Raw genomic sequence first — 24851 nt, 5'->3', positions numbered from 1 at the left:
TCGCCCGTGCGCTCCCTCCGCCGCAACCGGTGCAGGTCCGGAACGATCGGTGGGCGCGACGGCGACCAGCATAGTTAATTTCCCTCATACCAATGTATCGGGTTGAGCAGCTATTCTGGCGGCCTCGACAGGAACGTTTAAAAGGTGCCATGACAAGTTAACATGTGGCATGATAGATCGACTTGAGAAAGAGGTGGACATGTTGGAACGGCACCTTCAGGTGCTGAAGATGGTCATCGAGAACGAACCGATCGGCATCGTAAAGATGTCGAACGAGACCGGCTACCCGCATCACAAGGTTCGCTACTCCCTGCGTGTCCTCGAGGAGGAGAACCTTATCGAGCCGTCGAGTCAGGGTGCGATCACGACGGAACGGACCCACGAGTTCGTCGACGAGCTCGGCGAGAAACTCGATCAGACGGTCGAGAAACTGGGAACGATGCGGATCGACGACACCGCGGAAGTCGAGAACTAACGTTTCGAGGGCACATTCCGTTTCATCGGCGAGGGCCCGCTCGTGTGAGATTCACGGACTATAGCGACCGCAACGGCGACGGTGGAGGTGCACCTCTGGCTGTCCGACCGGGTTGTTTTAAGAAGGGTTTAATGCACCAACGGAAGATTTTTAGACGATTGATCTACTATATCACAGAATCGGCGAACTAGCTCATGCAATACGCCCTCGTCGATAACATATAGGATAGTAATGTGCATATAAGGACAATTTTTAAATATCGATCCGGGATCGTGTCTCAATGTGTACCCGCGTCGTCGCGTGCCGTGACGGTGGGGATCGACTCCCTCGGCGACGTCTGCCCGGTCGGAGCCCGTACCGGGCGATAGCGGATTCATCGGTCAGCCGTCGGTCGCGGTCGTCGTGTGTGATCCCACGTCTCCGGCGTGCCCAAGCGCGAAGTCGCCTCTGGTCCGAGCGAACACGACCGCGGACCCTCGTCATGTCACGGGCCGTAGCCACCTCGCCCGTCCCCACCGGGTGAGGTGCGCGTTTTCGTTCGAATGATGGAAACGGACGGAGCGACTGCAGCGCCTCAACGAGACGTAAGCCGCACGTCCAGCCGCACGTTGTGCTCGTGGGGCGCGTACGATCGGACGACACGCTCGGCTTCGACGGCGACGGCGTACGCATCGCCGGCCGCCTCACGGATCGCCGCGATGCCCGGACCGAAGGGGTCGTCCTCGTGTTGGATGTCGTAATAATGGATCACACAGGAGTCGCCCGCGAGCGCGACCGCGACGTCGAGGAACTCGTCGGCCGAGTGCGGGAGGTTCATCACGAGTCGATCGGCGGTGTCCGCGTACTCCGTCGGGAGGTCGCGCACGTCGCCGGCGATCGCCGTCACGCGGTCGGCAACGCCGTTCCGGGCGGCGTTTTCGATGAGGTACTCGATCGCGACCTCGTTCAGATCACAGGCGATGACGTCCGCCCCACGTGAGGCCATGGGGATGGCATACGGACCGACCCCGGCGAACATGTCGATGACCGTCTCGTCCGCCTCCACTCGACTGATCACCCGATGACGGTCCGTCGCCAGCCGAGGGGAGAAGTAGACGGACGCGACGTCCAGTCGAAACTCGTGACCGTACTCGCGGTGGGTCGTCTCGGTTCCGTTGCCCGCGAGGACGTCCCACTCGCGGATGCGGAGTTCGCCCTCGATGGGGGAGGCCCGATTCACCACGGTCTCACACGGGATGTCGGAGGTCATCACCGCGTCGGCGATCTCCCGGGCCCGATCCGGGTCGTCCTCATCGAGAATGACGATGTCGCCGAGCCGCTCCAGGGAGGGCTCATAGCCGAGTATCTCGGCCGGCGTCCGCGGCCGATCACGGGCGTCCGGATCGCGCTCGACCACCCGATCGCGGAGCGCTTGCGGGACGGCCTCGGCGTCCGTGACCGGGAGATAGATCACGTCCCCGACCACCTCGATCCGATGGTCGCCGTCGAGGACGTCCGCCTGAGCGAGCCGTGTGCGGACGGCCTCGCCACGCTCGCGATCGACGGCGACACAGGGAACGCTCATCGGTGGATGCAGACGGTCACCTGGATAAAGCTTGACGCTTCGTCGGGCTCGTAGGCGTCTCGTTCATCCGCGCCGTTCGACGGGCTCCTGTTCACGCCGCTTCCGCCGAACCGTCGGGGTGATCCGTCGACTCGCCCTCGTCCGGCGTTGCGGCCGCAACCGTCTCAAGCAGCTCCGTCGGATCGACGTCCGCCGGAACCTGCACGGTCGGCGTCGCCGTCTCCGTGACGGGCCGGACGTGCTCGTGAGGCTCCCCGACGACGATCACGACGTCGGCGTCCGCGGCGAGATCGGCCGCCGCGGCGACCTGTGACCGCTCCGGGTCCTCAAACGGTGGAACCGTCACCGCGGGAACGTCGGCGTCGGCGGCGACCCCCGCGACCGCGCCGGTTGCGGGAACCACGCCCACCGAGAGGTCGTGTCCGGCCGCGACGAGGCGTGCGACCACACGCGCCGTGGGTCGTCCGATCCCGACGACGTGCACGCGCCGCGGGTCGGTCTCGCTCGTGGGATACGTGGTGACGGCCGGCGATCCCGTCGTCGGGTCGGTGCCGACGAACGCCTCGGCGTCGAAAGACGCGCGGATCGACTCGGCGGTGAACACCTCATGAGGGGCACCGACCGCCTGAATCCCCCCGTCGGCGATGAGGACGACCACGTCACAGTACCGTGCGGCCATCTCGAGGTCGTGGATCGCGGCGACCGCGGTTCGCCCGTCGTCGACGAACCCACGGACCAACTCGAGGGTCCGAACGGCGTGATTCACGTCGAGGCTCGCGGTCGGTTCATCGAGGAGAAGCGCGGGCGTCCCCTGTGCGATGGCGCGCGCGAGCAGCACCCGTCCGCGCTCCCCACCGGACACCTCGGTGATCGGGCGATCGGCGAACCGGGCGACCCCCGTAGCAGCCATCGCCTCCTCGACCGCGCTGACATCGTCGGCGTCGTGGCTTCCGAACCGACCGATGTGGGGCGTCCGACCCATCTCGACGACGTTCCGCACCGGAAAGTCGAACGAGAGCGTCGTCGATTGCGGGACGCTCGCGACCCGCCGACCGACCGCCTTCGCCGAAAGCGTCGAGAGCGGGTCGCCCGCGAGCCGGACCGTTCCGCGGTCAGGTTTCAGCGTGCCCTTGATCGCCCGCAGCAGCGTGGTCTTTCCCGCGCCGTTCGGGCCGACGAGTCCGACGAAGGTGCCACGGTCGACGGTCAGGTCGACGTCCGAAAACACCGGCTCGTCGCCGAAGGCGACCGTGAGTTCACGGACCTCGATCATCGGGTCGCTCACAGCTCGTGCACCTCCCGACTCATGAGCAGGTAGATGAAAAACGGGGCGCCGACCGCCGCGGTGACGATCCCGACCGGCACCTCCGCGCTCCCCGAACGGGCGAGCGTGTCGGCGGCGACGAGGAACGACCCGCCGGCGAGCGCGGCCGTCGGGAGCAACACCCGATGATCCGGCCCGACGACAAGCCGGAGCATGTGGGGAATGATCAGCCCGACGAAGCCGATGACGCCGGCGAAGGCGACCCCCGCGGCGGTGATGAGCGCTGAGGCCCCGAGCAGGATCCGCTTCGTGCGCTCGACTTCGATCCCGAGCCCCTGAGCCTCCTCCTCGCCGAGCAGCAACACGTTGAGGTCCCGGGCGTGCACGAGCAGCAGCAGGAAAAGCGGCGGGACGAGCACGGCCGTCACGGCGACGTCGCCCCAGGAGGCCGCCGAGAGGTGACCCATCAGCCAGGCGACGATCTGTCGCAACGACTCGCCGGCCTGTAGCTGCAGATAGGAGATGACCGCGCCGAGGAACGTCTGGACGGCGATGCCGGCGAGCAGGAGCGTCGCGACCGGCGTCCGTCCGTGACGTGTCGCGATGGCGTAGACCACGAACGCGGCCGCGAGCGCGCCGATGAACGCAAACAGGCTCACTCCCACGCCACGGGAGATCCCGAGGTCGACGGCGCCGACGAGTGGAAGCGCGACCGTCGCCGAAAGCGAGATCGGGAGCACGATGAACCCGACCGCGCCGACGGCGGCGCCGGAGGAGACGCCGATGATCGAGGGGTCGGCCATGGGGTTTCGAAAGAAGCCCTGCATCACGGTACCCGCGGCCGCGAGCGCGAACCCGACGGTCGCAGCGAGCAGGATCCGCGGCAGCCGAACGTACATGACGATCCGGTGGTGAACGTCGGCGACCGGGAACGCGAACGGCGACGTGTAGACCACCTCAAGGGTAGGGAGCGTGAGCGTGCCGGCTCCGCGTGAGCCCGTCTCGATGCCGGCGGGGACGACGAGGGCGTTCAAGACGACTTTCACGACCTCCGCCGGCGGGATCCGGACCGGACCGATCCCGGCGCTGACGACCACCACCGCCACGAGCACCGCGGCTAACGCCCCCGACCATCCGGCGGCTCGCCGCACGACGCGCATTCGTACTTCAACAGAAATTGTAGTAGGTAAATACTTATTGGGCGCGGGGCGTCGATAGGACGATGACACGGATTAACGCGATCCTCGTCGCCGCCATCGTCGTGACCGCCCTCGTGGGTGGCACGGCGGGCGTGGCGACGGGATCTGGGCCATCCGCGATCGTTGCCGGCGATGGCGCGGATGCGGACGTCGCTGACATCGATGGCGGCGCGAACGGCCTTGAAGGCGGTGAGGCGACCGCCGATACCACCGCACCGACCTGTGAGTTCCCGCTCACGATCACCGACGCGACCGGCGAGGAGCTGACGATCGAGGAACCCCCGGAGCGGATCGTGACCACGAACCCCTCGGCCGCACAGGTGTTGTGGGAGTTCGGCGTGGAGGATCGGGTGGTTGGCGTGACGCAGTTCGCGGCGTATCTCGATGGGGCAGCGGAGAAACAGGATGTCTCCGCCGAGTTCGGGATCGATCGCGAGCTGGTTGCCGACGCGGACCCTGATCTGATCCTCGCGCCGAACGCCTCCGCCGAGGACGTCGAGCCGCTTCGAAACGATGGCCATACCGTCTATCATTTCACCGAGGCGAAAGACGTCGACGACATCGCCGACAAGACTGATACCATCGGCAAGGTAGCCGATGCGTGCGCGGAAGCCGAGGAGACGAACACGTGGATGTACGAGGAGGTCGAAACCGTCGAGGAACGCACGGCGGAGTTCGACCGTCCCGCTGCGCTCTATCCGCTCGGTGACGGCTTCGTCGTCGCGGGCGACACGTTCACCGACGAGATCATGACTATCGGCGGGACGGACAACGTCGCGGCCGCCGAACACACCGGATACCCACAGCTCTCTGACGAAGTCGTGATCGAGGCGGACCCCGAGTTGATCCTCGTGACCGGCGAAACCGCCGGGATCATCGACGAGGAGCCCTACGCGCAGACGACGGCCGGAATCGAGGGCAATACGGTTGAGATGGAGGTCCACTACCTCAACCAGCCCGCCCCGCGTAGCGTCGTGGAATCGACACGGACGCTCGCCGACGCCGCCGAAACGTATCAAGAAGTGGCCGCCGATGACGAGGGTACGGACGAGGATGACGTCGCCGAAGCGACACCCGAACCGGACGACGACGCCGAAGCGGCACCCGAACCGGATGACGATGCAACCGACGTCTCAGCACCCGGCTTTGGGGTCGGCGTGACCGCGTTGGCGGTTTTCCTCGCTACCGTGGGCGCTATCCTGCTCGGGAGACGGTAGTTCCGGTACTGTCCTCTCGGGAAGGCGGGGGTCCTGTACGGACGCCGCCTGCGGACGCTTTTAATACTCCCCCGTCGTATCGTCGGTAACCGATGACCGCGCCGCAGATCTTCGCCCACCGTGGGTTTGCCGATACATACCCGGAGAACACGGTCGGCGCGGTCCGTGCGGCCGCGAAACGCACGGACGCGGTCGAGATCGACGTCCGCAGGTGCGGAACCGGCGAACTCGTCGTCTTCCACGACGACGAATTGGACCGCGTGACCGACGGGGAGGGACGGATCGACGAGACCTCGCTCGGAACGTTGAAACGACTCACCGTGGCGGACTCTCGCGAGCCGATCCCGACGTTCGACGAGCTGCTCGCGGCCGTCCCGGATGGCGTTCTCCTCAACGTCGAGCTGAAGGAGGACGGGATCGGCGAGGAGGTCGTCAACGCGTGCCGAGCGCACGGAACGGACGCCCTTTATTCGTCGTTTTATGACGATGCGATCCGCGAGATCCGGGCGGTCGCCCCCGATGCGCCGCTCGCGGTGTTGTGTCACAAGGTGCAGCCGATCGACGAGCGACTGGCGTTGGCCGGCGACCTCGACGCGGAGGCGTTTCACCCGTCGATGGAACTGGTGGAGACCTGGTCGGATCCGGGGAACCTTCGGCTGCCCGCCGCGCTCGAACGATTGGACGCGGGGCTCGACACGGAGGAAACGATCGCGTTGGGCTCCGACGTCGTCGCGCTCGCACACGCGTTCGGGCTCCGGGTGAACGTCTGGACCGCCGAGACACCAAGCGACGTGGTGGGGCTTCGCGAGCGCGGCGTCGACGGGATCATGGTTGACGACCCCAACCTCGTGGCGAAGCGAGCGCGCTAGGGACGAAGTCACAGGTCGAACGCGAGCAACCGATTCGCGAGCAGCGTCGTCATGCCCACCGCCATCACGAGCGCAAGCAATCCGAACGCGGCATCCCATCCGGCGACGTCGGCGAGCGCGCCGACGACGACGCTGCCCGACGCGCCGATGACCATGTAGACGGTGCGCACGAGCCCGAAGCCGGCTCCACGCTCCGCCTCCGAGAGGTGGTCCATGAACCGTGACTGGACGGGCGCGCCCCACGACATCGCGAGGCCGACGAGCAACACGGCGACGAGCAACGGGACGAGGCCCGCGTCGCTCCGTCCGGCCAGAACCAACAACCCGTATCCGAGGACACCGGTTCCCATCGTCAGCATCGCCGCGGTGTCGCGATCGAAGCGATCCGAGAGCGCCCCCGTGACCGGTTGGGTACCCCCATGTACGAGGAAATACAGCGAGAAGAGGAGCGCAGAGAGGGCCGTCGACAGGCCGCCCTGCACCTCCAGAAACGTCGGGAGGAACGATGCGGTCGCCTGCCAAGTGAACGCGCCGAGCGTGGCAAGCACGGTCGTGTATCGGATCGACGGCCGTGAAAGCAGGTCGACCAGGGGTCCGGTTGCGAACCGCTCGCGGAGCGGCTGATCCGGTCGGACCGGCTCAGTCGGACGGATCCGCCACGCGAAGAGGACGAACACCGGCAGGGCGACGAGCGTGCCGAGGGCGACCCCCGTCCGCCACCCGTAGCGGGCACCGACGAGGGCGGCCGCCGGGGGTGCAGCGAGCCCCGCTATCGGCCCGCCGGCGACGTGCACCCCGATCGCCCGGCCGATGTCGTCGAACTGCTTCGTGAGATAGGTCGTCGCGACCGAGTAGTGGAGCCCGGCACCCGCGCCCAACACGACGGTAAAGATCATGAACACCCCGATGGTCGGCGAGGCCGCGAGCAGCAACGAGGCGACAGCCGTGGCGCCGACGGCGGTCAGGATCACGGCTCGTTCGCCGTATCGGTCCCCGAGCACGCCGGATGGGAACTGCGCGAGCGCGTACGCCAACCACATGCCCGAAAGCGCCAGCCCGACCGTGGCGTTTCGCACCTCGAAGGCGTCGGTGATCGCCGGGACCAGCGGGCTGATAACGAGCCGAGCGACCATCGTGGCGGTGAACGCGAGCGTACAGAGCACGAGGGCCGTGTGGGCGTACCGCCAGTTCACACGAATGGTTTCGGACCGGGTTAAAAATCCGTTCGGATCCCGGCGAAGGGGAACCGACGGCGATCGGGGTCGCCCGCTCAGTCGACGATCTCCTCGATCCCGTCGCTCACTTGGACGATCATCGCGGCCTGCCGTTGCACCGCCTCGCTGATCTCGTCGGTTTCGTTTCGGATCTCCGCGGCGTTGCTCGCGGTCTGATCGACCATCGCCGCGACTTCCTCCGTGCTCGCGGCCTGCTCGTCGGTCGCGGCCGCCACCTCGCCGATCCCGGCCGATAGTTCGGTCATTGAGTCGTCGATATCAGTGAGTTTGCCCGCGGCGGCGTCGACCTCATCCTTTCCGTCGGCGACCGCATCCTCGTTGGCTTCGAGTTCAACGACCGCGCCGTGGGTGTGTGAGTCGATCGATTCGACGAGCTCCTCGATCGCGCCCGTTCGGCCCTGTGCCTCCTCGGCGAGCTTTTTCACCTCCTCGGCGACGACCGCAAATCCGGCACCGGCCTCGCCCGCGCGCGCCGCCTCGATGGAGGCGTTGAGCGCGAGCAGGTTCGTTCGTTCGGCGATCGCGTTGATCGCCTCGACCATCTCGTCGATCTCCGAGACGGTGGCTTCGATCGCTTCCACCCGGTTCCCGAGGGCCTCCGCGGTCTCATCGATCCGATCCATCGCCTCGCGTGCATCCCCCGCGGCGGTTCGGCCCTCCGCGGTGAGTTCGTTTACCGCGTCGGCCTCGTTGGCAACTTCCTCCGCGGAGGAGGCGACCTCCTCGACGGCGGCGCTCATCGTGGCGACCTCGTCGCTCACCTGCTGCATCCCGCGGAACTGCTCGGCCGAGAGTTCGGCGATGTCGTCGGTCCCATCGACGACCTCGACGGCGGCGTCGTGCAGTTCGGTGAGGCCGCTCATCGACTCACGGATGGCGTCTTCGTCCTCGGCTGACGCATCGCCCTCATCGACCATTCGGTCGACGTCGGCGATACCCGAGTCGCCCGCGAGTTCGTCACCAGTCCCCGACGCGGCGGGCAACGCGTCCGTCTCCGTGGTCGCGGCTTCGACCCGTCCGCCGTCGAAAGAGACCGTCACATCGTCGTTGACGACGCGGTCGCTATCACGATCACCGATAGTGGTTGTGTCCTCGCTTCCACCGTCCGACTGCGTCTTCGCCGACCGCCTCCGTGCTGTCATCGTTACGTAACTGCCGCGACAGCGGTAAGTACCCGTTGACCTGAATATCGGATACGATAATTTCGGGCACATCGACGAGGATCCGCTCCGCGTTTTTAAGCATGGTACACATCGGTGACGTCCTCCTCGCCCTACACGGCGGGATTCTCGCCTTGAGAAAAGCTCGCCGCTCCAACCCGCCGATCAATCGATCACGAACTCGATCGGGTATTCGGTGAGATTCTCGTAGCCGTCCGCCGTGACGACCACGAGGTCCTCGATCCGGACGCCGCCGACCGCGGGATCGTACAGGCCCGGTTCGACGGTGACGACGTGTCCGGGTTCGAGGGAGCCGCCGCCGCTCGACAGCCGCGGGAGTTCGTGCACGTCGAGGCCGATCCCGTGACCGGTCGAGTGGATGAATCCGACCTCCGTCTTCGGGTCGGTCCGGAACGTCGGGTAGCCCGCATCCTCGTAGACCGAACAGGCGGCGGCATGGACGTCCTCGCCGGTCGCACCCGGTTCGATGGCCTCGAGTGCGGCCGAAAGCGCCTCCTCGGTGATGGCGTACCGCTCCCGCAGCTCGTCGCTCGGCTCGCCGACGCAGAACGTCCGCGTCATGTCCGCGTTGTACCGGGTCGTCTTCGATCGTGGGAAGATGTCGATGATGATCGCCTCATTGGCTCGGAGCGGCCCGCTTCCCCGATCGTGTGGGTCCGCCGCCTGTTCGCCGCCCGCGACGATCGTCTCGTCGAGCGCACAGCCGTGGTTCAACAGCTCGATCTCGATCGTCGATTTTACCCGCTCGCTTGTCAGCGGCGTTCCGTCGTACAGGAGGGTTTCCTCGACGAGGTCCCCGTCGTGCCCGTCGGCGACGTCCGCCTCCCTCAAGAGCTCCTCGGCGGCCCGCATGGCGGCTTCGTTCGCCCGCTGGGCCTCGCGGATCGCCGCGATCTCCTCGTCGGTCTTCACCGCCCGCACCTCGGTCAGGCGGTCCTCGTGATCGACACGCACGTCGATGCCGCGCTCACGAAGCGCGTCGGCGGTCCCGACGGGGCCGCGCGGGGGCATCGAGACCGACTCCACGCCCTTCCCACGCATGAAGGCCGCGTACATGTCGTATCGCTCCTCCCGGCCGCCGTATTCGTAGTCGTAGTCGGCGTGTCGTTTCACGACGTCGACGGTCGCCTCCGATCGCGCACGGCCGTACTCAAGTCCGGAGACGAGCATCGACGTCTCCCCGTCGGCAGCGAGGGTGAGAAACGGGTCCGGACCCGTGAACCCGGAGAGGTAGAACTGGTTGGCGTCCTCCTGTGAGGCGTCGATCAGATAACCGTCCGTGCCGGTCGTCGAGAGGGCATCATCGAGGCGTGAGCGGTCCATACCGCTCGGTCGGTTGCGGCCGGGATATGAATTCCCCTCCGATCCGTCGGAGGGTCCCTCGATGTGCGAAACCATTATATATTCGTGGTCGTCGGTAGTGGGGCTTCGAACCTGCTCCCGGGAGTCGCCCGGGACGTTACCACATTCTCACGGAATGGATCGGTTTTCCGACCGTTTTTCGTGGGTTCTCAGCCTCGATATTCGACCAATGATTTAAGTAGCTTCAAGCCCTTTGAAATTGTGAGGATGAGTAGATCCGAGACCCTTCTCTCGGACCCCTGATCCCGTCCCCCATTTCCCAACACAATGAGCGAGAACGTCCGAGCGTATACGGCGGAACACGTCGACAATGAGCGGGAGGAGCGACCTTCCACGACGGAGGAGCTGAGCTGTCCGGAGTGTGGCGGCCAGCTCGCGACCGACACCGAACACGGCGAGACGGTCTGTGCCGACTGCGGCCTCGTCGTCGAGGAGAACGAGATCGACCGCGGGCCGGAGTGGCGCGCGTTCGACTCCCGCGAGAAGGACCGAAAGTCCCGCGTAGGGGCCCCGACGACGAACATGATGCACGACAAGGGGCTCTCGACGAACATCGGCTGGCAGGACAAGGACGCCTACGGCAAGTCCCTCTCCAGCCGCCAGCGCGAGAAGATGCAGCGGCTTCGCACATGGAACGAGCGGTTCCGCACCCGCGACTCGAAGGAGCGGAACCTCAAGCAGGCGCTCGGCGAGATCGACCGCATGGCGAGCGCGCTCGGGCTCCCGGACAACGTCCGTGAGACCGCCTCCGTGATCTACCGGCGCGCGCTCGATGAGGACCTCCTCCCCGGCCGGTCCATCGAGGGCGTCTCGACGGCCGCCCTCTATGCCGCCGCCCGACAGGCCGGTACCCCACGGAGCCTCGATGAGATCGCCGGCGTCTCCCGCGTCCAGAAGGACGAGATCGCCCGAACGTACCGCTACGTCGTCCGCGAGCTCAAACTGGAGATCCGCCCCGCGGACCCCGAAAGCTACGTCCCCCGGTTTGCGAGCGACCTCGGCCTCTCCGACGAGGCCGAGCGCCGCGCGCGCGCCCTTCTCGGGACGGCGAAATCGGCGGGGATCCACTCCGGAAAGTCACCGGTCGGGCTCGCCGCCGCGGCCGTCTACGCGGCCGCCCTGTTGACCAACGAGAAGGTCACCCAGAGCGAGGTGAGCGACGTCGCGAACATCAGCGAGGTCACCATCCGCAACCGATACCACGAGCTGCTTGAGGCCGAAGACGGCGTCGCGATGAACTGATTTTTCGCGGTTCGACGCGCCGTTTTGTACGGTTCCATCCCGCCACCGTCGAACGACACGTTTCAGGTTCCAGAACGCGGAGCGGAAGCCATGGAAACCACTCGGCATTTCACGGCGACGACGTACATCGTCAACGACGGCGCGACCGCGCTTCATAAACACGGCCGGCTCGGGATCCGACTCCCACCCGGCGGACACATCGAGCGGGACGAGCTCCCACATGAGGCGGCGATCCGCGAGGTCCGCGAGGAGACCGGGTTGGACCCGACGCTCGTCGGGGAGCACGCGACGATCGACGCGCCAAACAGCCGCCCGTTGCCTGAGCCCGCCCACCTGATGCTTCACGACATCAACGTCCATCCGGACGGCTCGGTGGGCCATCAGCACATCGACCACCTATATTACGCGTCGGTTCCGAGCCGTCGGATCGATCCCACCGATGCAGAGGAGGCGGACGCCGCCGACTGGGCATGGTACACGCGGGCGGATCTCCACGGGAGTGGCCTCGATGCCGACGTCGTCACGCTCGGCTGCGAGGCTATCGACGCCGTGGAGGCGGCGAACCGTTGATCGGCACGCCGGTCGCTGTTCGTGCCGACGAGCAGTGTGTCCGGTTCACCGCTAACGCGGTCGGTTCCCCGGCAGATGCGGCCCACACCGAACCGAAGGGCCGTCATCCGCTCCGGAAAGTATTTGAGCCGTCCTCGGCGAATACTGTTTAAATGGATGCCCAGCGTATCGAGGACGTCACCGAGTGGGACTCGCGGCGTTTCTCGGACGGATTCGCCGACCTCAGACGGCTCGCGGATCGGGGCTTCTCGGGGGCGGCCACGGACGGATCGGGCTGGCTACTGTTTTTAAACGGACGGATCGTCGGGATCGTCGACACCGAGCTCGAGGCGTTCGCCGAGGCCTCCGGGACGGCCTATCATGCACCCGACGAGAGCCTTCCCCTCCTTTTCGCTATGCAGGAGGTCGGCGGCACGAAGCGCGCACAGTACTACACCAACGATACGTCGCTCACGGAGGCGGATCGGACGCTCTCTGCGGGCGGGTTCACCGGCTACGTGGAGCTCTCCGAGAACGTCCTCTCGGGCGATTATTACGTGACGTACACCGGCGGGGAATCGCGTGCGGTCGCGTTCGTCGGCAACGCCAGGCGGGTCGAAACCGGTGCAGACGCCTTCGAACTGGCCGATGACGAGATCGGGATCTACACCGTCTACGAGGTCGATCTCGACGTCCAGGAGGTCCCCAAGCCGACGGCGAAATCAGGGGCGGACGATCGACCGGCGGACGGACCTGACGGGACGTCCGGGGAACTCGATGAGGCTGCTCCGGAGCCCGAAGCGGACGACTCGACTACACCGACAAGCACCCCGGATCCGGGCCGCACGGACGACGCGGCACCCGCAGAAACGGGGACGACGGAGGCACAGGGAGCCGGAAGCGAGGCGTCGGAAGCCGAAACGGAGCCAGCGGAGGGAGCGACGACATCCGTGGAAGCGAGCACGAACCCCGCAGGGATGAGAGCAGAAGACGGGCCGTCCGGGGATGGCGAGGACTCCGACGCTGCTGCGGCCGATGCCGACTCGCAGGGGGCCGATCTCGACGCAAAAGCGACCGACACGAGCGTCGCTGCAGCCGATCAGGACGCACACACGGTTGCGACCGAGCCAGCAACGGCCGAAACTACCCCCGATGTGGATGGGGCGAAGCCGGCCTCCGCGGCGGAAGCCGTCGCCACCCCACCGGCTGAGCCACGAACGGACGAACAGGACTCGGGGTCCGGCGACGATGACGTCTTCTCCGAGGAAGCACAGTGGCGCGAGGCGACATCGATCCCGGCGCTCGATCCACAGGACGCGAGCCCAGCGCCTGACACGAAGCCCGATTCCCGTCGTGCCCACCGGGATCGCAACGCTCGAACCGAGAACGAGTCGGGGGGTCCCCGACGGCGTCGTTCCGGGTCGACACCGGAGCAGGGATCCCCGGATCCGCGCAGCGGAAACGGCGGCGGCCGTGCGGCGGTCTCGAGGCGAACCACGGAGGATGAGCGGATCGCGGAACTCGAGTCGGCACTCGAGCGGGCCGAAGCGGAACGGGAGGCGCTCTCGACGGAGCGCGATGCGGTCGCGGCCGACCGCGACGAGCACAAAGCGGAGCGTGAACGACTGGAGGCCGAAGTCGAGTCGCTTCGTGCGGAACGGGACCGTCTCCGGGACCAACTCGATGAGGCCCGTGCGAACCTTCCGGATGCGGAGCGAACCGTGCCGGCGGCGCAGGCGCGAAGCGAGACGAACCTCTTCATCAGATATCGATCGAAAGGTGCCGAGACGCTCGCGGACGCCCACGAGGGGGAGATCGACCGTGACGCGCTCCGTGAGAACCTGCGGATAGAACACCACACGAGCTTCGAAAGCGAGGACGTGACGGTCGACGGGCTGCCCTACAGGGAGTTCCTTGAGGGAACGATGGAGTACGGCTTCATTCGGTGGCTCGTCGAGGAACTCATGTTCGAGATCCGTGACACCGACAACGAGAGCGCCCTGCGTGACCTCTATGATGCGCTTCCGGAGGTGGATCGAGCCGAGATCGACGGGTCGGTTTCGATGCGGCTTACCGAGGGCGGTGAGGAGACCCGCGAACAGCGGACCTTCGACCTCGTCCTGCGCGATCGCATGGGTAACCCGCTTTTTATCGCCGATCTCAACGATAGCCGCGCACCGACCGGCGGCGGAACCCTCGAATCGCTCATCTCGAACGGGCGTGACGTATCCGAGTCGAACGACTCGTTCGCGGCCGCCTTCGCCGTCACCGCGAGCTTCTTCGAGCCGGACGCGCTGGAGGCCGCCGGCGACGCCGTGGGGGGTGGACTGTTCGGCACGAAGCGGCGAAGTTTCGTCAAGCTCTCACGAAAGCAGGGGTATCACCTTTGTCTCGCCGAGTCGCGTGATGGCGGGTTCCATCTCGCGATGCCGGATCTCTAACCGACGGCCACGCAGGTTCGGAGGCGGAATGGCCGGCCGTGCCCCGGATCCGTCGAACCGGACGGACGGAGGTGGGCGGTCGTTTCGGAACCCTTATTTTGCTCTTCGGAATACGAATACGTGAGCGCCGGAGTAGCTCAGCTGGCAGAGCGATTCCTTCGTAAGGAATAGGTCGAGGGTTCAAATCCCTCCTCCGGCTTCCCCCTTCGATGCCGTCGGATACCCAGACATGTCGCCCACGCATACGGAACCGAGCTATCTGACGCTCCGGTTACTCTGTGCTAACGCGGCCGGCATGGTCGGCTTTCTACTTGCATACGTCGTCGCCAGGGAGCTTCCAGTCGCGATCGTCGCCGGCTTACTGATCGGGGCGATCGGTTACGTCGCATCGAGCGTCGTCGTCGAATACGCGTCGGCCGACGTGACCGATCGACGCCCCCCATGATCACGGCGGAAACCCGATGACGTGACAACGTCGAAGAAGCGCTAGAGCCCGAGTTCCCGACCCAACACGACGTGTTGGATCTCGCTCGTCCCCTCGCCGATCTCCATCAGCTTCGCGTCCCGATAGAAGCGCTGTGGGGCGAAATCGGTCGTGTAGCCGTAGCCACCGAGCGTCTGGACCGCCTCCTCGGCGACTTTTCGGGCCGCCTCGCTCGCGTCGAGTTTCGCCAGCGCGGACTCCCGGGTGACGGGCTCGCCCTCGCCATAGGTTACGGCGGCTTTGTGGGTGAGGAGCCGTGCCCGCTCGATCTGTCGGTACATGTGGACGACCTTGTCGCGAACGGCGTCGAACTTCGCGATCGGGCGGCCGAACTGCTCGCGCTCGCCGGCGTACTCCTTGGCCGCCTCGTAGGCACCCTGTGCGAGACCGACCGAAAGGGCGGCGATGGAGATCCGGCCACCGTCGAGCGTCTTCATCGTCTGTTTCCATCCATCGCCTTCATCGCCGAGGAGCCGGTCCGCCGGAAGGCGGACATCATCGAGAACGATCTCACAGGTCGGCGAACAGTTCAGTCCCATCTTCTCCCAGACGGTCGTCACCTCGAAGCCGTCGTCGTTCTCGGGGTCGACGATGAACGTGGAGATGCCGTCGTACCCCGCATCGGGGTCAGTAACGGCTTTGACCAGCACGCTGTGTGCGACGTTCGCGTTGGTGATGAACTGTTTCGTGCCGTTCAGGACGTACTCCTCGGTGTCGGGGTCGTACTCGGCGACCGTGTCCATGTTCGAGGCGTCCGATCCGCTCCCGGGTTCGGTGAGCGCCCACGCGCCGATCTCACCACCCTCAGTGAGGGGACGGAGCCATCGCTCTTTCTGCTCGTGGCTCCCGAAATGGTCGATCGGTTTAGCCCCCAGTGAGGTGTGCGCGGCATACGAGAGCCCGATCCCGCCGGACACCCGACCCAACTCCTCGGTCACCACCGCATACAGCAACTGGTCGCCACCGAGCCCACCGTACTCCTCGCTCACCGGAACGCCCATCATATCGAGCTCCGAGAGGGCCGCGAACACCTCGTCGGGGAACCGGTGTTCGTCCTCGATCTCCTGAGCGATCGGCCGGATCTCCTCCTCGCAGAACCCCCGGACGGTGTCCCGGATCATGCGATGTTCCGCGGGTAGCTCGAAGTCCATGGGCAATACTTGCGAGCGAAGGGCATAAACGATCGGCATCGTCCGTGAGGAACGGCCGTATGCGAACAGCCGCGTGATCCCCCCACTCGGTCCCTTTTAAGTTTCGCCGGCGATCATTTAACCGTCGGTGGCGTCTCCACCATAGATATGGAACTCCGTCGACTCGTCCGCGGTCGCGTCGAGTGGCCCGAGATCGAACGGGTCGCCCGAGAGTTGGCGGACCGCTACGATCGCGATGGAATGTCGGTCCGGTTTCTGGAGGCCGACAACTGGCTCTCGACGCCGATGGTCGTCGATGAGGACCTCTTCGTGAAGGTGATCACCAGACAGAACACCCTCGTTCACACACTCTTTACCACCGGTCGCAACCTCGGGGCGTTCTCCGCCGGCACAGAGGGCTTTTTTGAGCGGTATGAGACGCCGTACGAGATGGCCCGTCACGAGCTCGAAGCGACCGAGCGGATGCGCGAGATCGGTGTCAACACCCCGAAGCCGGTCGAGGCGTTCGAGGTCGGGGACCTCGGCGTGGTCGTGTTGGAGTATCTCCCGGCGTTCTCGACGCTCACCGAACTCACCCAGGCGGAGGCCGCGACGGCCGCCCCGGAGCTCTTCGAGACGCTTCGTCGGGTCCATGACGCCGGGCTCGCACACGGCGACCTCCGTGCGGAGAACGTGTTGGTCCGCGACGGCGATCTCTATTTCATCGACGCGACGAATGTCAACGATCAGCAACGGGACGGCGCTCGCTCATACGACCTCGCGAGCGCGCTCGCCGCGCTCGAACCGCTTATCGGGCCGGGGGCGACGGTGGACGCGGCGCTGACAAGCTACTCCGCGCCGGAGCTACTCGCGGCCCGTCGGTTCCTCGATTTCGTGGCGATCCGACCCGACCACGAGTTCGACGCCGCCTCGCTGAACGGGGAACTTGAGAAGCGTGCGACCGACGCCGAAATCGACGGTTCCGACGACGGGGGCGCGGCGACGAACGGTTTTTAAGGGACGGGATCGGTCAGCCGCCGAGATAGCGTCGGGAGCCCTCGTCGTCGCCCAGCAGCTTCGCCGGCTGGTGTCCCCGGCGACCACCTCGATCAGGGGTCAAGCAGCTTCGCCTCGGCCTTTCGGAGGTGTTCAAGCAGCGTCGTCTTGGAAATATCGAGATCCGCGGCGAGATCACGCGTCGACGTCCCACGTGGCCACTGATAATATCCCTCCTCGCGGGCGTGTTCGAACACCTTCCGTTGTGTGGGTGTGAGCGTATCGAGCCTGTGTTCCCGGGCTGAACCACCGTTTCCGCTCGTCGACGTGATTGCGGTAACCTCGACTTCGGCACCCGATCGCTGCATCACTCGGTCGAGTGCGGGTTCGATCTCGTTCCGATCCCCGGTGAATAACACCTGCCACTCCTCGCTCCCGTCCTCGATGCGCACCGGCGCGCTGTGGACGAACCCCTGCTCAAGCAGCGTCGGACAGATCATGTCTGCGGGGTCGTATTCGAGGAAGAACTCACGGACCACGCTTCCCGGTGCGTTTCGTGCGCGGCCGAATCGTTCCTGCAACTCAAGGGGATTTCCGCCGTGTGGCGACTCCGCGACCGCGTCTAACAGCGTCTCCACCTCCTCTTCATCGTCCCCGAACGCCGTGAACAGACCGGTAACCGTGGACGGTACGCCGTCGTCATCCGCGTGGATTCCACGCTTCGACGTGCTATCTCCGTTCGTCCGATCGACGGCCCCACCGACACCGGGAGATCCGTAGACGGCGTGCGCGAGAATGCCGCCGGCGGTCCGGTCGGTCGCCTCAATGGCCCAGCATCTCGGATGCCACAGGTCAAGCGTCAGTCGGGTTCGTCCCATCGATTCGGCCTCGCTCATGTCTCACGGAAGGGTCGCTGGCGGCTTAGCGTTTCCCATCGTTACCGTCCATGGTCGGGGTGCATAGTTAGCCGTTGGCGACTCACCATCGATCCATGACGCAGGTGTACAACCACTACATCAGCGGTGACTGGACCGACGGCGAGGGAACCGAAACCTTCGAGAGCGAAAACCCGGCGACCGGCGAGCCGCTCGCCGAATTCCAACGGGGAACTCCAGCGGACATCGACCGAGCGATCGACGCGGCAGCCGACGCGTTCGAGGACTGGCGCGCCCGCTCGCGGGTCGAACGGGCGGAGTACCTCTGGGACGTCTATCACGAACTGCGCTCCCGGACCGACGAACTCGGCGAGATCGTCACGAAGGAGTGTGGCAAGGAGATAAGCGAGGGGAAAGCCGACGTCGTCGAGGCCGCACATATGGTGGAGTGGGCCGCGGGCGACGCGCGTCACCCCAACGGCGACATCGTCCCCTCGGAGATCGCCGCGAAGGACGCCTACATGCGTCGGAAGCCGCGGGGCGTTACCGGCTGTATCACGCCGTGGAACTTCCCCGTCGCCATCCCCTACTGGCACATGGCGATCGCGCTCGTCGAGGGCAACACGGTCGTCTTCAAACCGGCAGAACAGACCCCGTGGTGTGCACAGATCGTCGCGGAGATGTTCGCGGACGCCGGCCTCCCCGAAGGTGTGTTCAACATGGTACAGGGCTTCGGCGACGCCGGCAACGCCATCGTCGAGAGCGACGATGTGTCGACCGTGCTCTTTACCGGCTCCGCGGAGGTCGGCCACGCGATCCAGGAGAAACTCGGCGGCGTCCCGGGCAAGCGGGTCGCCTGCGAGATGGGCGGCAAGAACGGGGTCGTGATCACCGAGAAGGCCGACCTCGACATCGCGGTTCACTCCGCGGTGATGTCGGCGTTTAAAACGACCGGCCAGCGCTGTGTCTCCGCCGAGCGGCTCATCGTCCACACCGACGTCTATGAGGAGTTCAAGGAACGGTTCGTCGAACTCGCCGAGAACGTCGCCGTCGGCGACCCGCTCGATTCGGACACGTTCATGGGGCCGCTCATCGAGCCGGAACACTACGAGAAGGTCGCCTCGTACAACCAGCTCGCGAAGGACGAGGACGTCAACGTGCTCGTCGATCGAACGGAACTCGACCCCGAGGAGATCCCCGACGGCCACGAGGACGGCAACTGGATCGGCCCGTTCGTTTACGAGGCCGACGCCCACGCCGACCTCCGCTGTACCCACGAGGAGGTATTCGGCCCCCACGTTGCGCTCTTGGAGTACGACGGCGACATCGAAGAGGCCGTTGAGATCCACAACGATACCGACTACGGGCTGGCCGGGGCGATCATCTCGGAGGACTACCGGCAGATCAACTACTACCGTGATCACGCCGAGATCGGATTGGCCTACGGCAACCTTCCCTGCATCGGTGCGGAGGTCCAACTCCCGTTCGGCGGCGTGAAGAAGTCCGGGAACGGCTACCCGAGCGCCCGTGAGGCGATCGAGGCGGTCACCGACCGCACCGCGTGGACGCTCAACAACTCGAAGGACATCCAGATGGCACAGGGCCTCTCGGCGGACATCAAGACCGACGACGACTGAACGGCCCCGTCGTCGTTTTGATCGCCGTCGCTTTCGCTGCCGTCGTCGCTTTTGATATCCTCCACGAGCGTCCTCCGTGGATGTTTATATACCTCTCACGAGCGCCCTCCGTGGGTGTTTATATACTCCATGGATCCCAACTCGCGTCCCCGACGCCGATGTGTATCATTCACGATCGATGCCCGTCCTCAACGGATTATCACCGGCAAAAGCCCTTATCACGCATCAAGCCCTACGTTACGCCGTACTCATGGCCACCCAATCGGCCGCCGAACCGGATCGGATCGAGATGTACCGCGAGCGGTTCGACGAGATCGACTCGAGGATCGCGGAGCTCATGGAGCGCTGGGGGATCCCGACGCTTCGGGCAGCCGTCGGCATCGTCTTCATTTGGTTCGGCGCGCTCAAGGTGGTCGGCAGTTCGCCGGCGGCCGAGCTGGTGGCCTCGACGGTCTACGTCGTCCCGCCGGAAGTGTTCGTCCCCGTCCTCGGCGTCTGGGAGGTCATCATCGGGCTCTGTCTGCTCTACCGCCCGCTGATCCGGCTCGGGATCCTGCTCTTGGCGCTACAGCTGCCGGGGACGTTCCTCCCGCTCATCTTGCTCCCGGAAGTGACGTTCCTCACGTTCCCGTACGCGCTCACCGTCGAGGGACAGTACATCGTGAAGAACCTCGTCATCATCGGCGCGGCGCTCGTCATCGGGAGCACCGTCCGGAACGAGGACCGCTGACGGTCGGATACCGCTTGCCGCCACTCGCCGACGATCGGATCCACCGCTCTTTTATAAACCGTCCCAGCGAGTTCCGTTTATCAACTGACCTCCGGAAAAGACGGTTAACACCGGCGTGGACGCTCAACGGCCGCTTATATATCCCGAGTGGAACGGATCGGCTCTATTCGTCCGCGATCGCGTCCTCGACGACCGCTCGGACGTCCTCGACGAGCGTGTCGACCGCGTCGCTTTCGGCGTAGATCCGAATGTACGCCTCGGTGCCCGAGGGGCGGACGAGCGCCCACGCGGCGTCGGGAAACTCCAGCCGAACGCCGTGGTCGGTGTCGACGCTCGCCTCCGGGAATGCCTCGGGGAGCGACGTTGCGAGCGCGTCCATCGCGGGTCGTTTCCGCTCGTCCGAGCAGGTCACGCTCAGCTTTCGATACGGCCGCTCGGTGACGGGCTCCCGGAGCGCGTCGAGCCCCTCGTCGGCGACCAGCCGAGCGATCACTGCCGCCGAGCAGACGCCGTCGATCCAGCCGCCGAACGGGACGTGGATGTGTTTCCAGGGCTCCGCGGCGAACGCGACGGTCCGACCGCCCTCCCCCCCGTCCTCCGATCCCTGCTCGACGCGGGCGATCCCCTCGTGTAACGCGCCGAGCCGGACGCGCTCGACCCGCCCACCTGCGGCTCGTACGCGCTCATCGATTCGCCCGGAGGCGTTGGGCGTCGTGACCACTACGGGCTCCGCGGCCTCACTCCGGCGGACATAGGCCTCCGCGAGGATCGCAAGCACGGTGTCCTCGTGGACGACCTCCCCGGCGGCGTCGACGATCACGATCCGGTCGGCGTCGCCGTCGTGGCCGATCCCGAACGCGAATCCGTCGTCGTCACGACCGGCCCGACCCGGCTCATCGATGCCCGCGTTGGCGTCGGAGACGAACGACCGAAGGTCCTGAAGGGTCTCCGGGGTCGGTTTGCTTCCCCGGCCGGGAAAGTACCCGTCAACGTTGCCGTTGAGCGTGACGACCGCTGCGCCGAGTTCGCGGAGCACCGTCGGCGTCGCGGGCGCGGACATCCCGTTTCCACAGTCGACGGCGATCCGAAGCCCGTCGAGGTTCGCACCGAAGCCCGTCGCGTATTCACGGACCGCCGCCCGGTAGTCGGCGAGCGGATCGATCCGGTGCGCCTCCGTCCACTCGTCCCACGACGCTGGAGAGACACCTTCCTCGACACGCGATTCGATCGCCGCCTCGAGCTCGTCCGAGAACTCCCTCCCGTCGCGGAAGCACTTGATACCGTTGTCCGTCGGCGGGTTGTGTGAGGCGGTGAGCATTACGCCATAGCGGCCACGGGAGGCGTACGCGAGCGCCGGCGTGGGAAGTCGCCCCGCGCGTCGGACCTCGACGCCGCCCGCCGTGAGTCCCGCCTCCATCGCCGCCGCGAGCGCACCGCCCGAGACCCGCCCGTCGCGTGCGAGGACGACTTCGGGCGCAGGTGTCGTTCGCGACCCCGCGTCCTCTCCGTCCACGATCCGCTCGGGGGCGCGGATCTCCGTCGCCACCGCCCGGCCGACCGCAAGCGCGAGTTCGGGCGTCACCCGCTCGGTCACGTCGCCGCGGATGCCGGCCGTGCCAAATAGGTTCATATCGGCGGATCGATCGCCGGGAGTTAGTAGCCGTCGGTCCGGCACGTTGATTTCGGGTGATGACCCCGCCGGCACATCCGTGGGGTGCTACGGGTGCGAGCCGGTCGAGGCGTTCGTCGCCGGCGTCGACGCGTCACCGCTACGCACGCCGAGGTCCTCCAGCGCACACAACACGACGATCGCCTCGACGACGTCGCGCGCTTCGGTATGCGGGTCCTGGGCGGCGGCGAGGGTTTCCTCCGCGCGCGCCTCGAGCGTGGATTCCAGCTCCGTCTGGTCAGTCGCTTCCTTGGTCGCGCTCAACAATGCCTCGTGATCCTCACGGAGGTCGAGCGAAACGTGGGCCGCGTTACACCGCGAGAGCGGATGGGTGTCCATCTCGATGGCCAGATCGCGGACCAGCTCCCAGTCGTCCCGACAGAACCGGAGCGTCACCGTCCCGACGACGTCACGCCAAGCGATGGGCTCGCCGTTTTTCATGAGCGTGATCGCTCGCGGCGGCACCGCGATCCGGGTGTGGGTCTCCTCACGGGCACAGAGACAACACGGGGTTCGTTTCAAGCCGGCGTACATGCGGATCCGTAGGGGCTCGGGTTACCTGTGGGTTTCGTCCGTAGGAACGGCGCTTATAACACTCGTTTCCCGAAGGCGCTCGCGGCGAGCTCGGTCGCCAGCTCGGCGGTCTCGTTGTACTGATCGAGGGTCGGATTCACCTCGACGAGCTCCATCGAGCGGAGCGTGCCCGTCCCGTGGACGACCTCCATCGCGGTGTGTGCCTCCCGGTACGTGACGCCCCCGCGGACGGGCGTCCCGACGCCCGGGGCCTCGTTGGGGTCGAGCCAGTCGAGGTCAAGGCTGACGTGGACGCCGTCGACGCCCTCGCTCGCGGTCGCCATCGCCTCCTCGGTGACCGCCGTGATCCCGCGCTCGTCGATGTCGGACATCGTGTAGGCGGCAAACCCACGTTCGCGGATCAGCTCCACCTCCGCGTCGTCGACGGAGCGAAGCCCGACGAGCGCGACGTTCTCCGGAGCGAGCCCGGGCGCGTTCGCCCACTCGACGCCATCGAACGCGCCGATGCCGAGCGCCGCCGCCAGCGGCATCCCGTGGACGTTGCCCGACGGGGTCGTCTCCGGCGTATTGAGGTCGGCGTGCGCATCGAACCAGACGGCGCCGATCGACGCCTCACGGGCCGCCCCGACCAGCGATCCGATGGCGATGGAGTGATCTCCCCCGAGCGTGAGCGGAACCGTGCCGACCGCAAGGGTCCGCTCGACGCGATCCGCGAGCCGCCCGCAGACGTCGGCGGTCTCGCGAAGGAACTTCGCTTTTCCCACGGTCGGCTGATCGGTGTCTGGATCGCGTTCCTCGGCGCGTGGAACCGCGAGGTCGCCGCCGTCGATACAGTCAATACCCGCGCCTTCGAGTTCGGCAGCGAGCCCGCCGTAGCGGATCGCCGACGGTCCCATGTCGACGCCACGTCGGTTCGCGCCATAATCGGCCGGTACGCCGATGATCTCCACGGTCGTCATAGTCGAAACCGCGACCGGTGGGGGTTTAGAGGGCGTGGGTTTCGATGGCGGGTCGATGCCCGGACGGGTTGGGGTGGGGTGCGATGTTCGGACGGGTTGGGGCGATGTTCGGACGGGCTGGGGCGGGGTGCGATGTCGGGGACCGGTTCTTTCGTGGTGCTCACCGGATCGGGCTTCGCGAGTCGCGTCCCCGATCCGTCATCGTTTCACTTCCGGCCGCATACGATCGACCATGACCGGCGGCGAGGGCGGCAGCGATGATGGGGTGAGGTCAGAGCCGAGCGGGGCCCGGGACGTGACCACGAAGGACGTGGAGCCGAGCGACATCGGGCCGATGGGGGCGATGATCGCGGTCGCGTTCACGGGCGCGGTGATCGCCTTCCTCGGGTTCGGACTGTCCGTGTTCGTCGGCGACGCGGCGCTCGTGTTCGCCGTGTTAGGGCTCGTCGTGGTGCTTGCCAGCCCGGTCGCATACATCCGATTTCGTGACCTTGTAGCTGGTTAAACGCTCGGAGGGATTTATAACCGCCTTCCATCGCCTTTAAGCCGGGCCGGCATGTAAGCGTGCATATGTCATCGATAGAGCTCACATCGAGCCAGAAAACCATCCTCACGGCGCTTATCAACCTCTATGGGAGGGAGGAAGACGCCGTTAAAGGCGAGGCGATCGCCGAGGAGGTCGACCGCAACCCCGGCACGATCCGCAACCAGATGCAGTCGCTCAAAGCCCTGCAGCTCGTCGAGGGGGTCCCGGGTCCAAAGGGCGGATATAAACCGACCTCGAACGCATACGAGGCCCTCGACGTGCAGCGCATGGAGGACCCCGCGAACGTGCCGCTCTCACACGACGGCGAGCCCGTCGATGGCGCCAACGTCGACGGCATCGACCTCTCCAGCGTCCATCACCCCGAACTCTGCCGTGCCGAGATCCACGTGCAGGGCTCGGTGAAGAAGTTCAGCGAGGGCGACACCGTCACGGTCGGCCCGACCCCGCTCTCGAAGCTCCTGATCGAGGGAACTATCGACGGAAAGGACGAAACCGCGAACGTGCTCATCCTCCGCATCGTCGACATGCGCGCGCCGGTCGAGGAGCCCGCTCACTAACGTTCCCTCCCTCAGTCGCCCTCGCCCCGTCATTCACCAGCCCATTTTTCGGATCCGCGGCAGTCACCCGCACACCGACCCCGTCGTCTGAGAATCCGCCGAAACGCTATAATACCCCATCTCTGAGTCCACATG

23 protein-coding genes and 1 tRNA gene are annotated in these 24851 nt (G+C 66.0%); 13 read left to right on the top strand and 11 right to left on the bottom strand.

Going from position 1 to position 24851, the window contains the following annotated elements:
* Nucleotides 1–169 precede the first annotated feature (169 nt).
* Nucleotides 170–475, top strand: a complete 306-nt coding sequence (locus CHB65_RS03920; RefSeq protein WP_089383751.1) for a hypothetical protein — start codon at nucleotides 170–172, stop codon at nucleotides 473–475.
* Nucleotides 476–1049: 574 nt separating this feature from the next.
* On the opposite strand, the gene CHB65_RS03915 is transcribed toward CHB65_RS03920, so the two are convergent.
* From CHB65_RS03915 to btuC, 3 genes are all read right to left on the bottom strand, one after another.
* Entirely contained in the window at nucleotides 1050–2039 is a 990-nt protein-coding gene (locus CHB65_RS03915) for a class I SAM-dependent methyltransferase (protein WP_089383750.1), read from the bottom strand.
* A gap of 91 nt (nucleotides 2040–2130) precedes the next feature.
* Nucleotides 2131–3312, bottom strand: a complete 1182-nt coding sequence (locus tag CHB65_RS03910) for an ATP-binding cassette domain-containing protein (protein ID WP_089383814.1) — start codon at nucleotides 3310–3312, stop codon at nucleotides 2131–2133.
* An 8-nt stretch (nucleotides 3313–3320) separates the two neighbouring features.
* Complete coding sequence (gene btuC, locus CHB65_RS03905; protein ID WP_089383749.1) at nucleotides 3321–4463, bottom strand: vitamin B12 ABC transporter permease BtuC; 1143 nt, start codon at nucleotides 4461–4463, stop codon at nucleotides 3321–3323.
* Between the two features lie 62 nt (nucleotides 4464–4525).
* On the opposite strand from btuC, the gene CHB65_RS03900 reads away from it, so the two are divergent.
* Nucleotides 4526–5719 (top strand): PGF-CTERM-anchored ABC transporter substrate-binding protein, encoded by a 1194-nt coding sequence (locus CHB65_RS03900; protein ID WP_089383748.1) that lies wholly within the window; start codon nucleotides 4526–4528, stop codon nucleotides 5717–5719.
* Between the two features lie 92 nt (nucleotides 5720–5811).
* Nucleotides 5812–6588 (top strand): glycerophosphodiester phosphodiesterase, encoded by a 777-nt coding sequence (locus CHB65_RS03895; protein ID WP_089383747.1) that lies wholly within the window; start codon nucleotides 5812–5814, stop codon nucleotides 6586–6588.
* 8 nt (nucleotides 6589–6596) lie between these two features.
* On the opposite strand, the gene CHB65_RS03890 is transcribed toward CHB65_RS03895, so the two are convergent.
* From CHB65_RS03890 to CHB65_RS03880, 3 genes are all read right to left on the bottom strand, one after another.
* Nucleotides 6597–7781 (bottom strand): MFS transporter, encoded by a 1185-nt coding sequence (locus tag CHB65_RS03890; protein ID WP_089383746.1) that lies wholly within the window; start codon nucleotides 7779–7781, stop codon nucleotides 6597–6599.
* Between the two features lie 77 nt (nucleotides 7782–7858).
* Nucleotides 7859–8965, bottom strand: a complete 1107-nt coding sequence (locus CHB65_RS03885) for a methyl-accepting chemotaxis protein (protein WP_179213570.1) — start codon at nucleotides 8963–8965, stop codon at nucleotides 7859–7861.
* A 183-nt stretch (nucleotides 8966–9148) separates the two neighbouring features.
* Nucleotides 9149–10327 (bottom strand): M24 family metallopeptidase, encoded by a 1179-nt coding sequence (locus CHB65_RS03880; protein WP_089383744.1) that lies wholly within the window; start codon nucleotides 10325–10327, stop codon nucleotides 9149–9151.
* Nucleotides 10328–10633: 306 nt separating this feature from the next.
* Here CHB65_RS03880 and CHB65_RS03875 point away from each other — a divergent pair, with 306 nt between their 5' ends.
* The 5 genes from CHB65_RS03875 to CHB65_RS03855 all read left to right on the top strand — a co-directional run bounded on the left by CHB65_RS03875 (nucleotide 10634) and on the right by CHB65_RS03855 (nucleotide 15043).
* Nucleotides 10634–11608, top strand: coding sequence for a transcription initiation factor IIB (locus CHB65_RS03875; RefSeq protein WP_089383743.1), 975 nt, complete (start codon nucleotides 10634–10636; stop codon nucleotides 11606–11608).
* A gap of 90 nt (nucleotides 11609–11698) precedes the next feature.
* A complete protein-coding gene (locus tag CHB65_RS03870) occupies nucleotides 11699–12178 on the top strand; it encodes an NUDIX hydrolase (protein ID WP_089383742.1) in 480 nt (159 codons plus the stop codon).
* A 152-nt stretch (nucleotides 12179–12330) separates the two neighbouring features.
* Nucleotides 12331–14598: a DUF7527 domain-containing protein gene (locus CHB65_RS03865; RefSeq protein ID WP_089383741.1), complete on the top strand. Its 2268-nt coding sequence runs from the start codon at nucleotides 12331–12333 to the stop codon at nucleotides 14596–14598.
* 126 nt (nucleotides 14599–14724) lie between these two features.
* Nucleotides 14725–14797 (top strand) — tRNA-Thr (locus CHB65_RS03860).
* Between the two features lie 30 nt (nucleotides 14798–14827).
* Nucleotides 14828–15043, top strand: a complete 216-nt coding sequence (locus CHB65_RS03855) for a hypothetical protein (RefSeq protein ID WP_089383740.1) — start codon at nucleotides 14828–14830, stop codon at nucleotides 15041–15043.
* A 41-nt stretch (nucleotides 15044–15084) separates the two neighbouring features.
* On the opposite strand, the gene CHB65_RS03850 is transcribed toward CHB65_RS03855, so the two are convergent.
* A complete protein-coding gene (locus tag CHB65_RS03850; RefSeq protein ID WP_089383739.1) occupies nucleotides 15085–16233 on the bottom strand; it encodes an acyl-CoA dehydrogenase family protein in 1149 nt (382 codons plus the stop codon).
* A gap of 147 nt (nucleotides 16234–16380) precedes the next feature.
* Between CHB65_RS03850 and CHB65_RS03845 the strand changes: the two genes are divergently transcribed.
* A complete protein-coding gene (locus CHB65_RS03845) occupies nucleotides 16381–17229 on the top strand; it encodes an RIO1 family regulatory kinase/ATPase domain-containing protein (protein WP_089383738.1) in 849 nt (282 codons plus the stop codon).
* 92 nt (nucleotides 17230–17321) lie between these two features.
* Here CHB65_RS03845 and CHB65_RS03840 read toward each other — a convergent pair whose 3' ends face one another.
* Nucleotides 17322–18104 (bottom strand): helix-turn-helix domain-containing protein, encoded by a 783-nt coding sequence (locus tag CHB65_RS03840; RefSeq protein ID WP_089383737.1) that lies wholly within the window; start codon nucleotides 18102–18104, stop codon nucleotides 17322–17324.
* 95 nt (nucleotides 18105–18199) lie between these two features.
* Between CHB65_RS03840 and CHB65_RS03835 the strand changes: the two genes are divergently transcribed.
* Nucleotides 18200–19720, top strand: coding sequence for an aldehyde dehydrogenase family protein (locus CHB65_RS03835; RefSeq protein WP_089383736.1), 1521 nt, complete (start codon nucleotides 18200–18202; stop codon nucleotides 19718–19720).
* 250 nt (nucleotides 19721–19970) lie between these two features.
* Nucleotides 19971–20450 carry a hypothetical protein gene (locus tag CHB65_RS03830; protein WP_089383735.1) on the top strand — a complete coding sequence of 160 codons (480 nt, stop codon included), beginning with the start codon at nucleotides 19971–19973 and terminating at the stop codon, nucleotides 20448–20450.
* Nucleotides 20451–20613: 163 nt separating this feature from the next.
* On the opposite strand, the gene CHB65_RS03825 is transcribed toward CHB65_RS03830, so the two are convergent.
* The 3 genes from CHB65_RS03825 to rocF all read right to left on the bottom strand — a co-directional run bounded on the left by CHB65_RS03825 (nucleotide 20614) and on the right by rocF (nucleotide 23612).
* The gene (locus tag CHB65_RS03825; RefSeq protein ID WP_089383734.1) at nucleotides 20614–22080 is read right to left on the bottom strand and encodes a phosphohexomutase domain-containing protein; all 1467 of its coding nucleotides are present in this window, start codon (nucleotides 22078–22080) and stop codon (nucleotides 20614–20616) included.
* 87 nt (nucleotides 22081–22167) lie between these two features.
* A complete protein-coding gene (locus CHB65_RS03820; RefSeq protein ID WP_089383733.1) occupies nucleotides 22168–22653 on the bottom strand; it encodes a hypothetical protein in 486 nt (161 codons plus the stop codon).
* Between the two features lie 53 nt (nucleotides 22654–22706).
* Entirely contained in the window at nucleotides 22707–23612 is a 906-nt protein-coding gene (gene rocF / locus CHB65_RS03815) for an arginase (RefSeq protein ID WP_089383732.1), read from the bottom strand.
* A gap of 232 nt (nucleotides 23613–23844) precedes the next feature.
* Here rocF and CHB65_RS03810 point away from each other — a divergent pair, with 232 nt between their 5' ends.
* Entirely contained in the window at nucleotides 23845–24117 is a 273-nt protein-coding gene (locus tag CHB65_RS03810) for a hypothetical protein (protein WP_089383731.1), read from the top strand.
* Between the two features lie 65 nt (nucleotides 24118–24182).
* Complete coding sequence (locus CHB65_RS03805) at nucleotides 24183–24716, top strand: Rrf2 family transcriptional regulator (protein ID WP_089383730.1); 534 nt, start codon at nucleotides 24183–24185, stop codon at nucleotides 24714–24716.
* The last annotated feature ends 135 nt before the right edge of the window (nucleotides 24717–24851 follow it).

Origin of the sequence: Halorubrum vacuolatum (assembly GCF_900188065.1) — an archaeon.
Taxonomy (GTDB): Archaea; Halobacteriota; Halobacteria; order Halobacteriales; family Haloferacaceae; genus Halorubrum; species Halorubrum vacuolatum.
This window is presented reverse-complemented; position numbering and strand designations above follow the sequence as displayed.

Excerpts from the sequence above, each read along its gene's own strand:
- CHB65_RS03920 (WP_089383751.1), top strand. The coding sequence starts at position 170 with ATGATAGATCGACTTGAGAAAGAGGTGGACATGTTGGAACGGCACCTT.
- CHB65_RS03915 (WP_089383750.1), bottom strand. The coding sequence starts at position 2,039 with ATGAGCGTTCCCTGTGTCGCCGTCGATCGCGAGCGTGGCGAGGCCGTC.
- CHB65_RS03910 (WP_089383814.1), bottom strand. The coding sequence starts at position 3,312 with ATGATCGAGGTCCGTGAACTCACGGTCGCCTTCGGCGACGAGCCGGTG.
- btuC (WP_089383749.1), bottom strand. The coding sequence starts at position 4,463 with ATGCGCGTCGTGCGGCGAGCCGCCGGATGGTCGGGGGCGTTAGCCGCG.
- CHB65_RS03900 (WP_089383748.1), top strand. The coding sequence starts at position 4,526 with ATGACACGGATTAACGCGATCCTCGTCGCCGCCATCGTCGTGACCGCC.
- CHB65_RS03895 (WP_089383747.1), top strand. The coding sequence starts at position 5,812 with ATGACCGCGCCGCAGATCTTCGCCCACCGTGGGTTTGCCGATACATAC.
- CHB65_RS03885 (WP_179213570.1), bottom strand. The coding sequence starts at position 8,965 with ATGACAGCACGGAGGCGGTCGGCGAAGACGCAGTCGGACGGTGGAAGC.
- CHB65_RS03880 (WP_089383744.1), bottom strand. The coding sequence starts at position 10,327 with ATGGACCGCTCACGCCTCGATGATGCCCTCTCGACGACCGGCACGGAC.
- CHB65_RS03875 (WP_089383743.1), top strand. The coding sequence starts at position 10,634 with ATGAGCGAGAACGTCCGAGCGTATACGGCGGAACACGTCGACAATGAG.
- CHB65_RS03870 (WP_089383742.1), top strand. The coding sequence starts at position 11,699 with ATGGAAACCACTCGGCATTTCACGGCGACGACGTACATCGTCAACGAC.
- CHB65_RS03865 (WP_089383741.1), top strand. The coding sequence starts at position 12,331 with ATGGATGCCCAGCGTATCGAGGACGTCACCGAGTGGGACTCGCGGCGT.
- CHB65_RS03855 (WP_089383740.1), top strand. The coding sequence starts at position 14,828 with ATGTCGCCCACGCATACGGAACCGAGCTATCTGACGCTCCGGTTACTC.
- CHB65_RS03850 (WP_089383739.1), bottom strand. The coding sequence starts at position 16,233 with ATGGACTTCGAGCTACCCGCGGAACATCGCATGATCCGGGACACCGTC.
- CHB65_RS03845 (WP_089383738.1), top strand. The coding sequence starts at position 16,381 with ATGGAACTCCGTCGACTCGTCCGCGGTCGCGTCGAGTGGCCCGAGATC.
- CHB65_RS03840 (WP_089383737.1), bottom strand. The coding sequence starts at position 18,104 with ATGAGCGAGGCCGAATCGATGGGACGAACCCGACTGACGCTTGACCTG.
- CHB65_RS03835 (WP_089383736.1), top strand. The coding sequence starts at position 18,200 with ATGACGCAGGTGTACAACCACTACATCAGCGGTGACTGGACCGACGGC.
- CHB65_RS03830 (WP_089383735.1), top strand. The coding sequence starts at position 19,971 with ATGGCCACCCAATCGGCCGCCGAACCGGATCGGATCGAGATGTACCGC.
- CHB65_RS03825 (WP_089383734.1), bottom strand. The coding sequence starts at position 22,080 with ATGAACCTATTTGGCACGGCCGGCATCCGCGGCGACGTGACCGAGCGG.
- CHB65_RS03820 (WP_089383733.1), bottom strand. The coding sequence starts at position 22,653 with ATGTACGCCGGCTTGAAACGAACCCCGTGTTGTCTCTGTGCCCGTGAG.
- rocF (WP_089383732.1), bottom strand. The coding sequence starts at position 23,612 with ATGACGACCGTGGAGATCATCGGCGTACCGGCCGATTATGGCGCGAAC.
- CHB65_RS03810 (WP_089383731.1), top strand. The coding sequence starts at position 23,845 with ATGACCGGCGGCGAGGGCGGCAGCGATGATGGGGTGAGGTCAGAGCCG.
- CHB65_RS03805 (WP_089383730.1), top strand. The coding sequence starts at position 24,183 with ATGTCATCGATAGAGCTCACATCGAGCCAGAAAACCATCCTCACGGCG.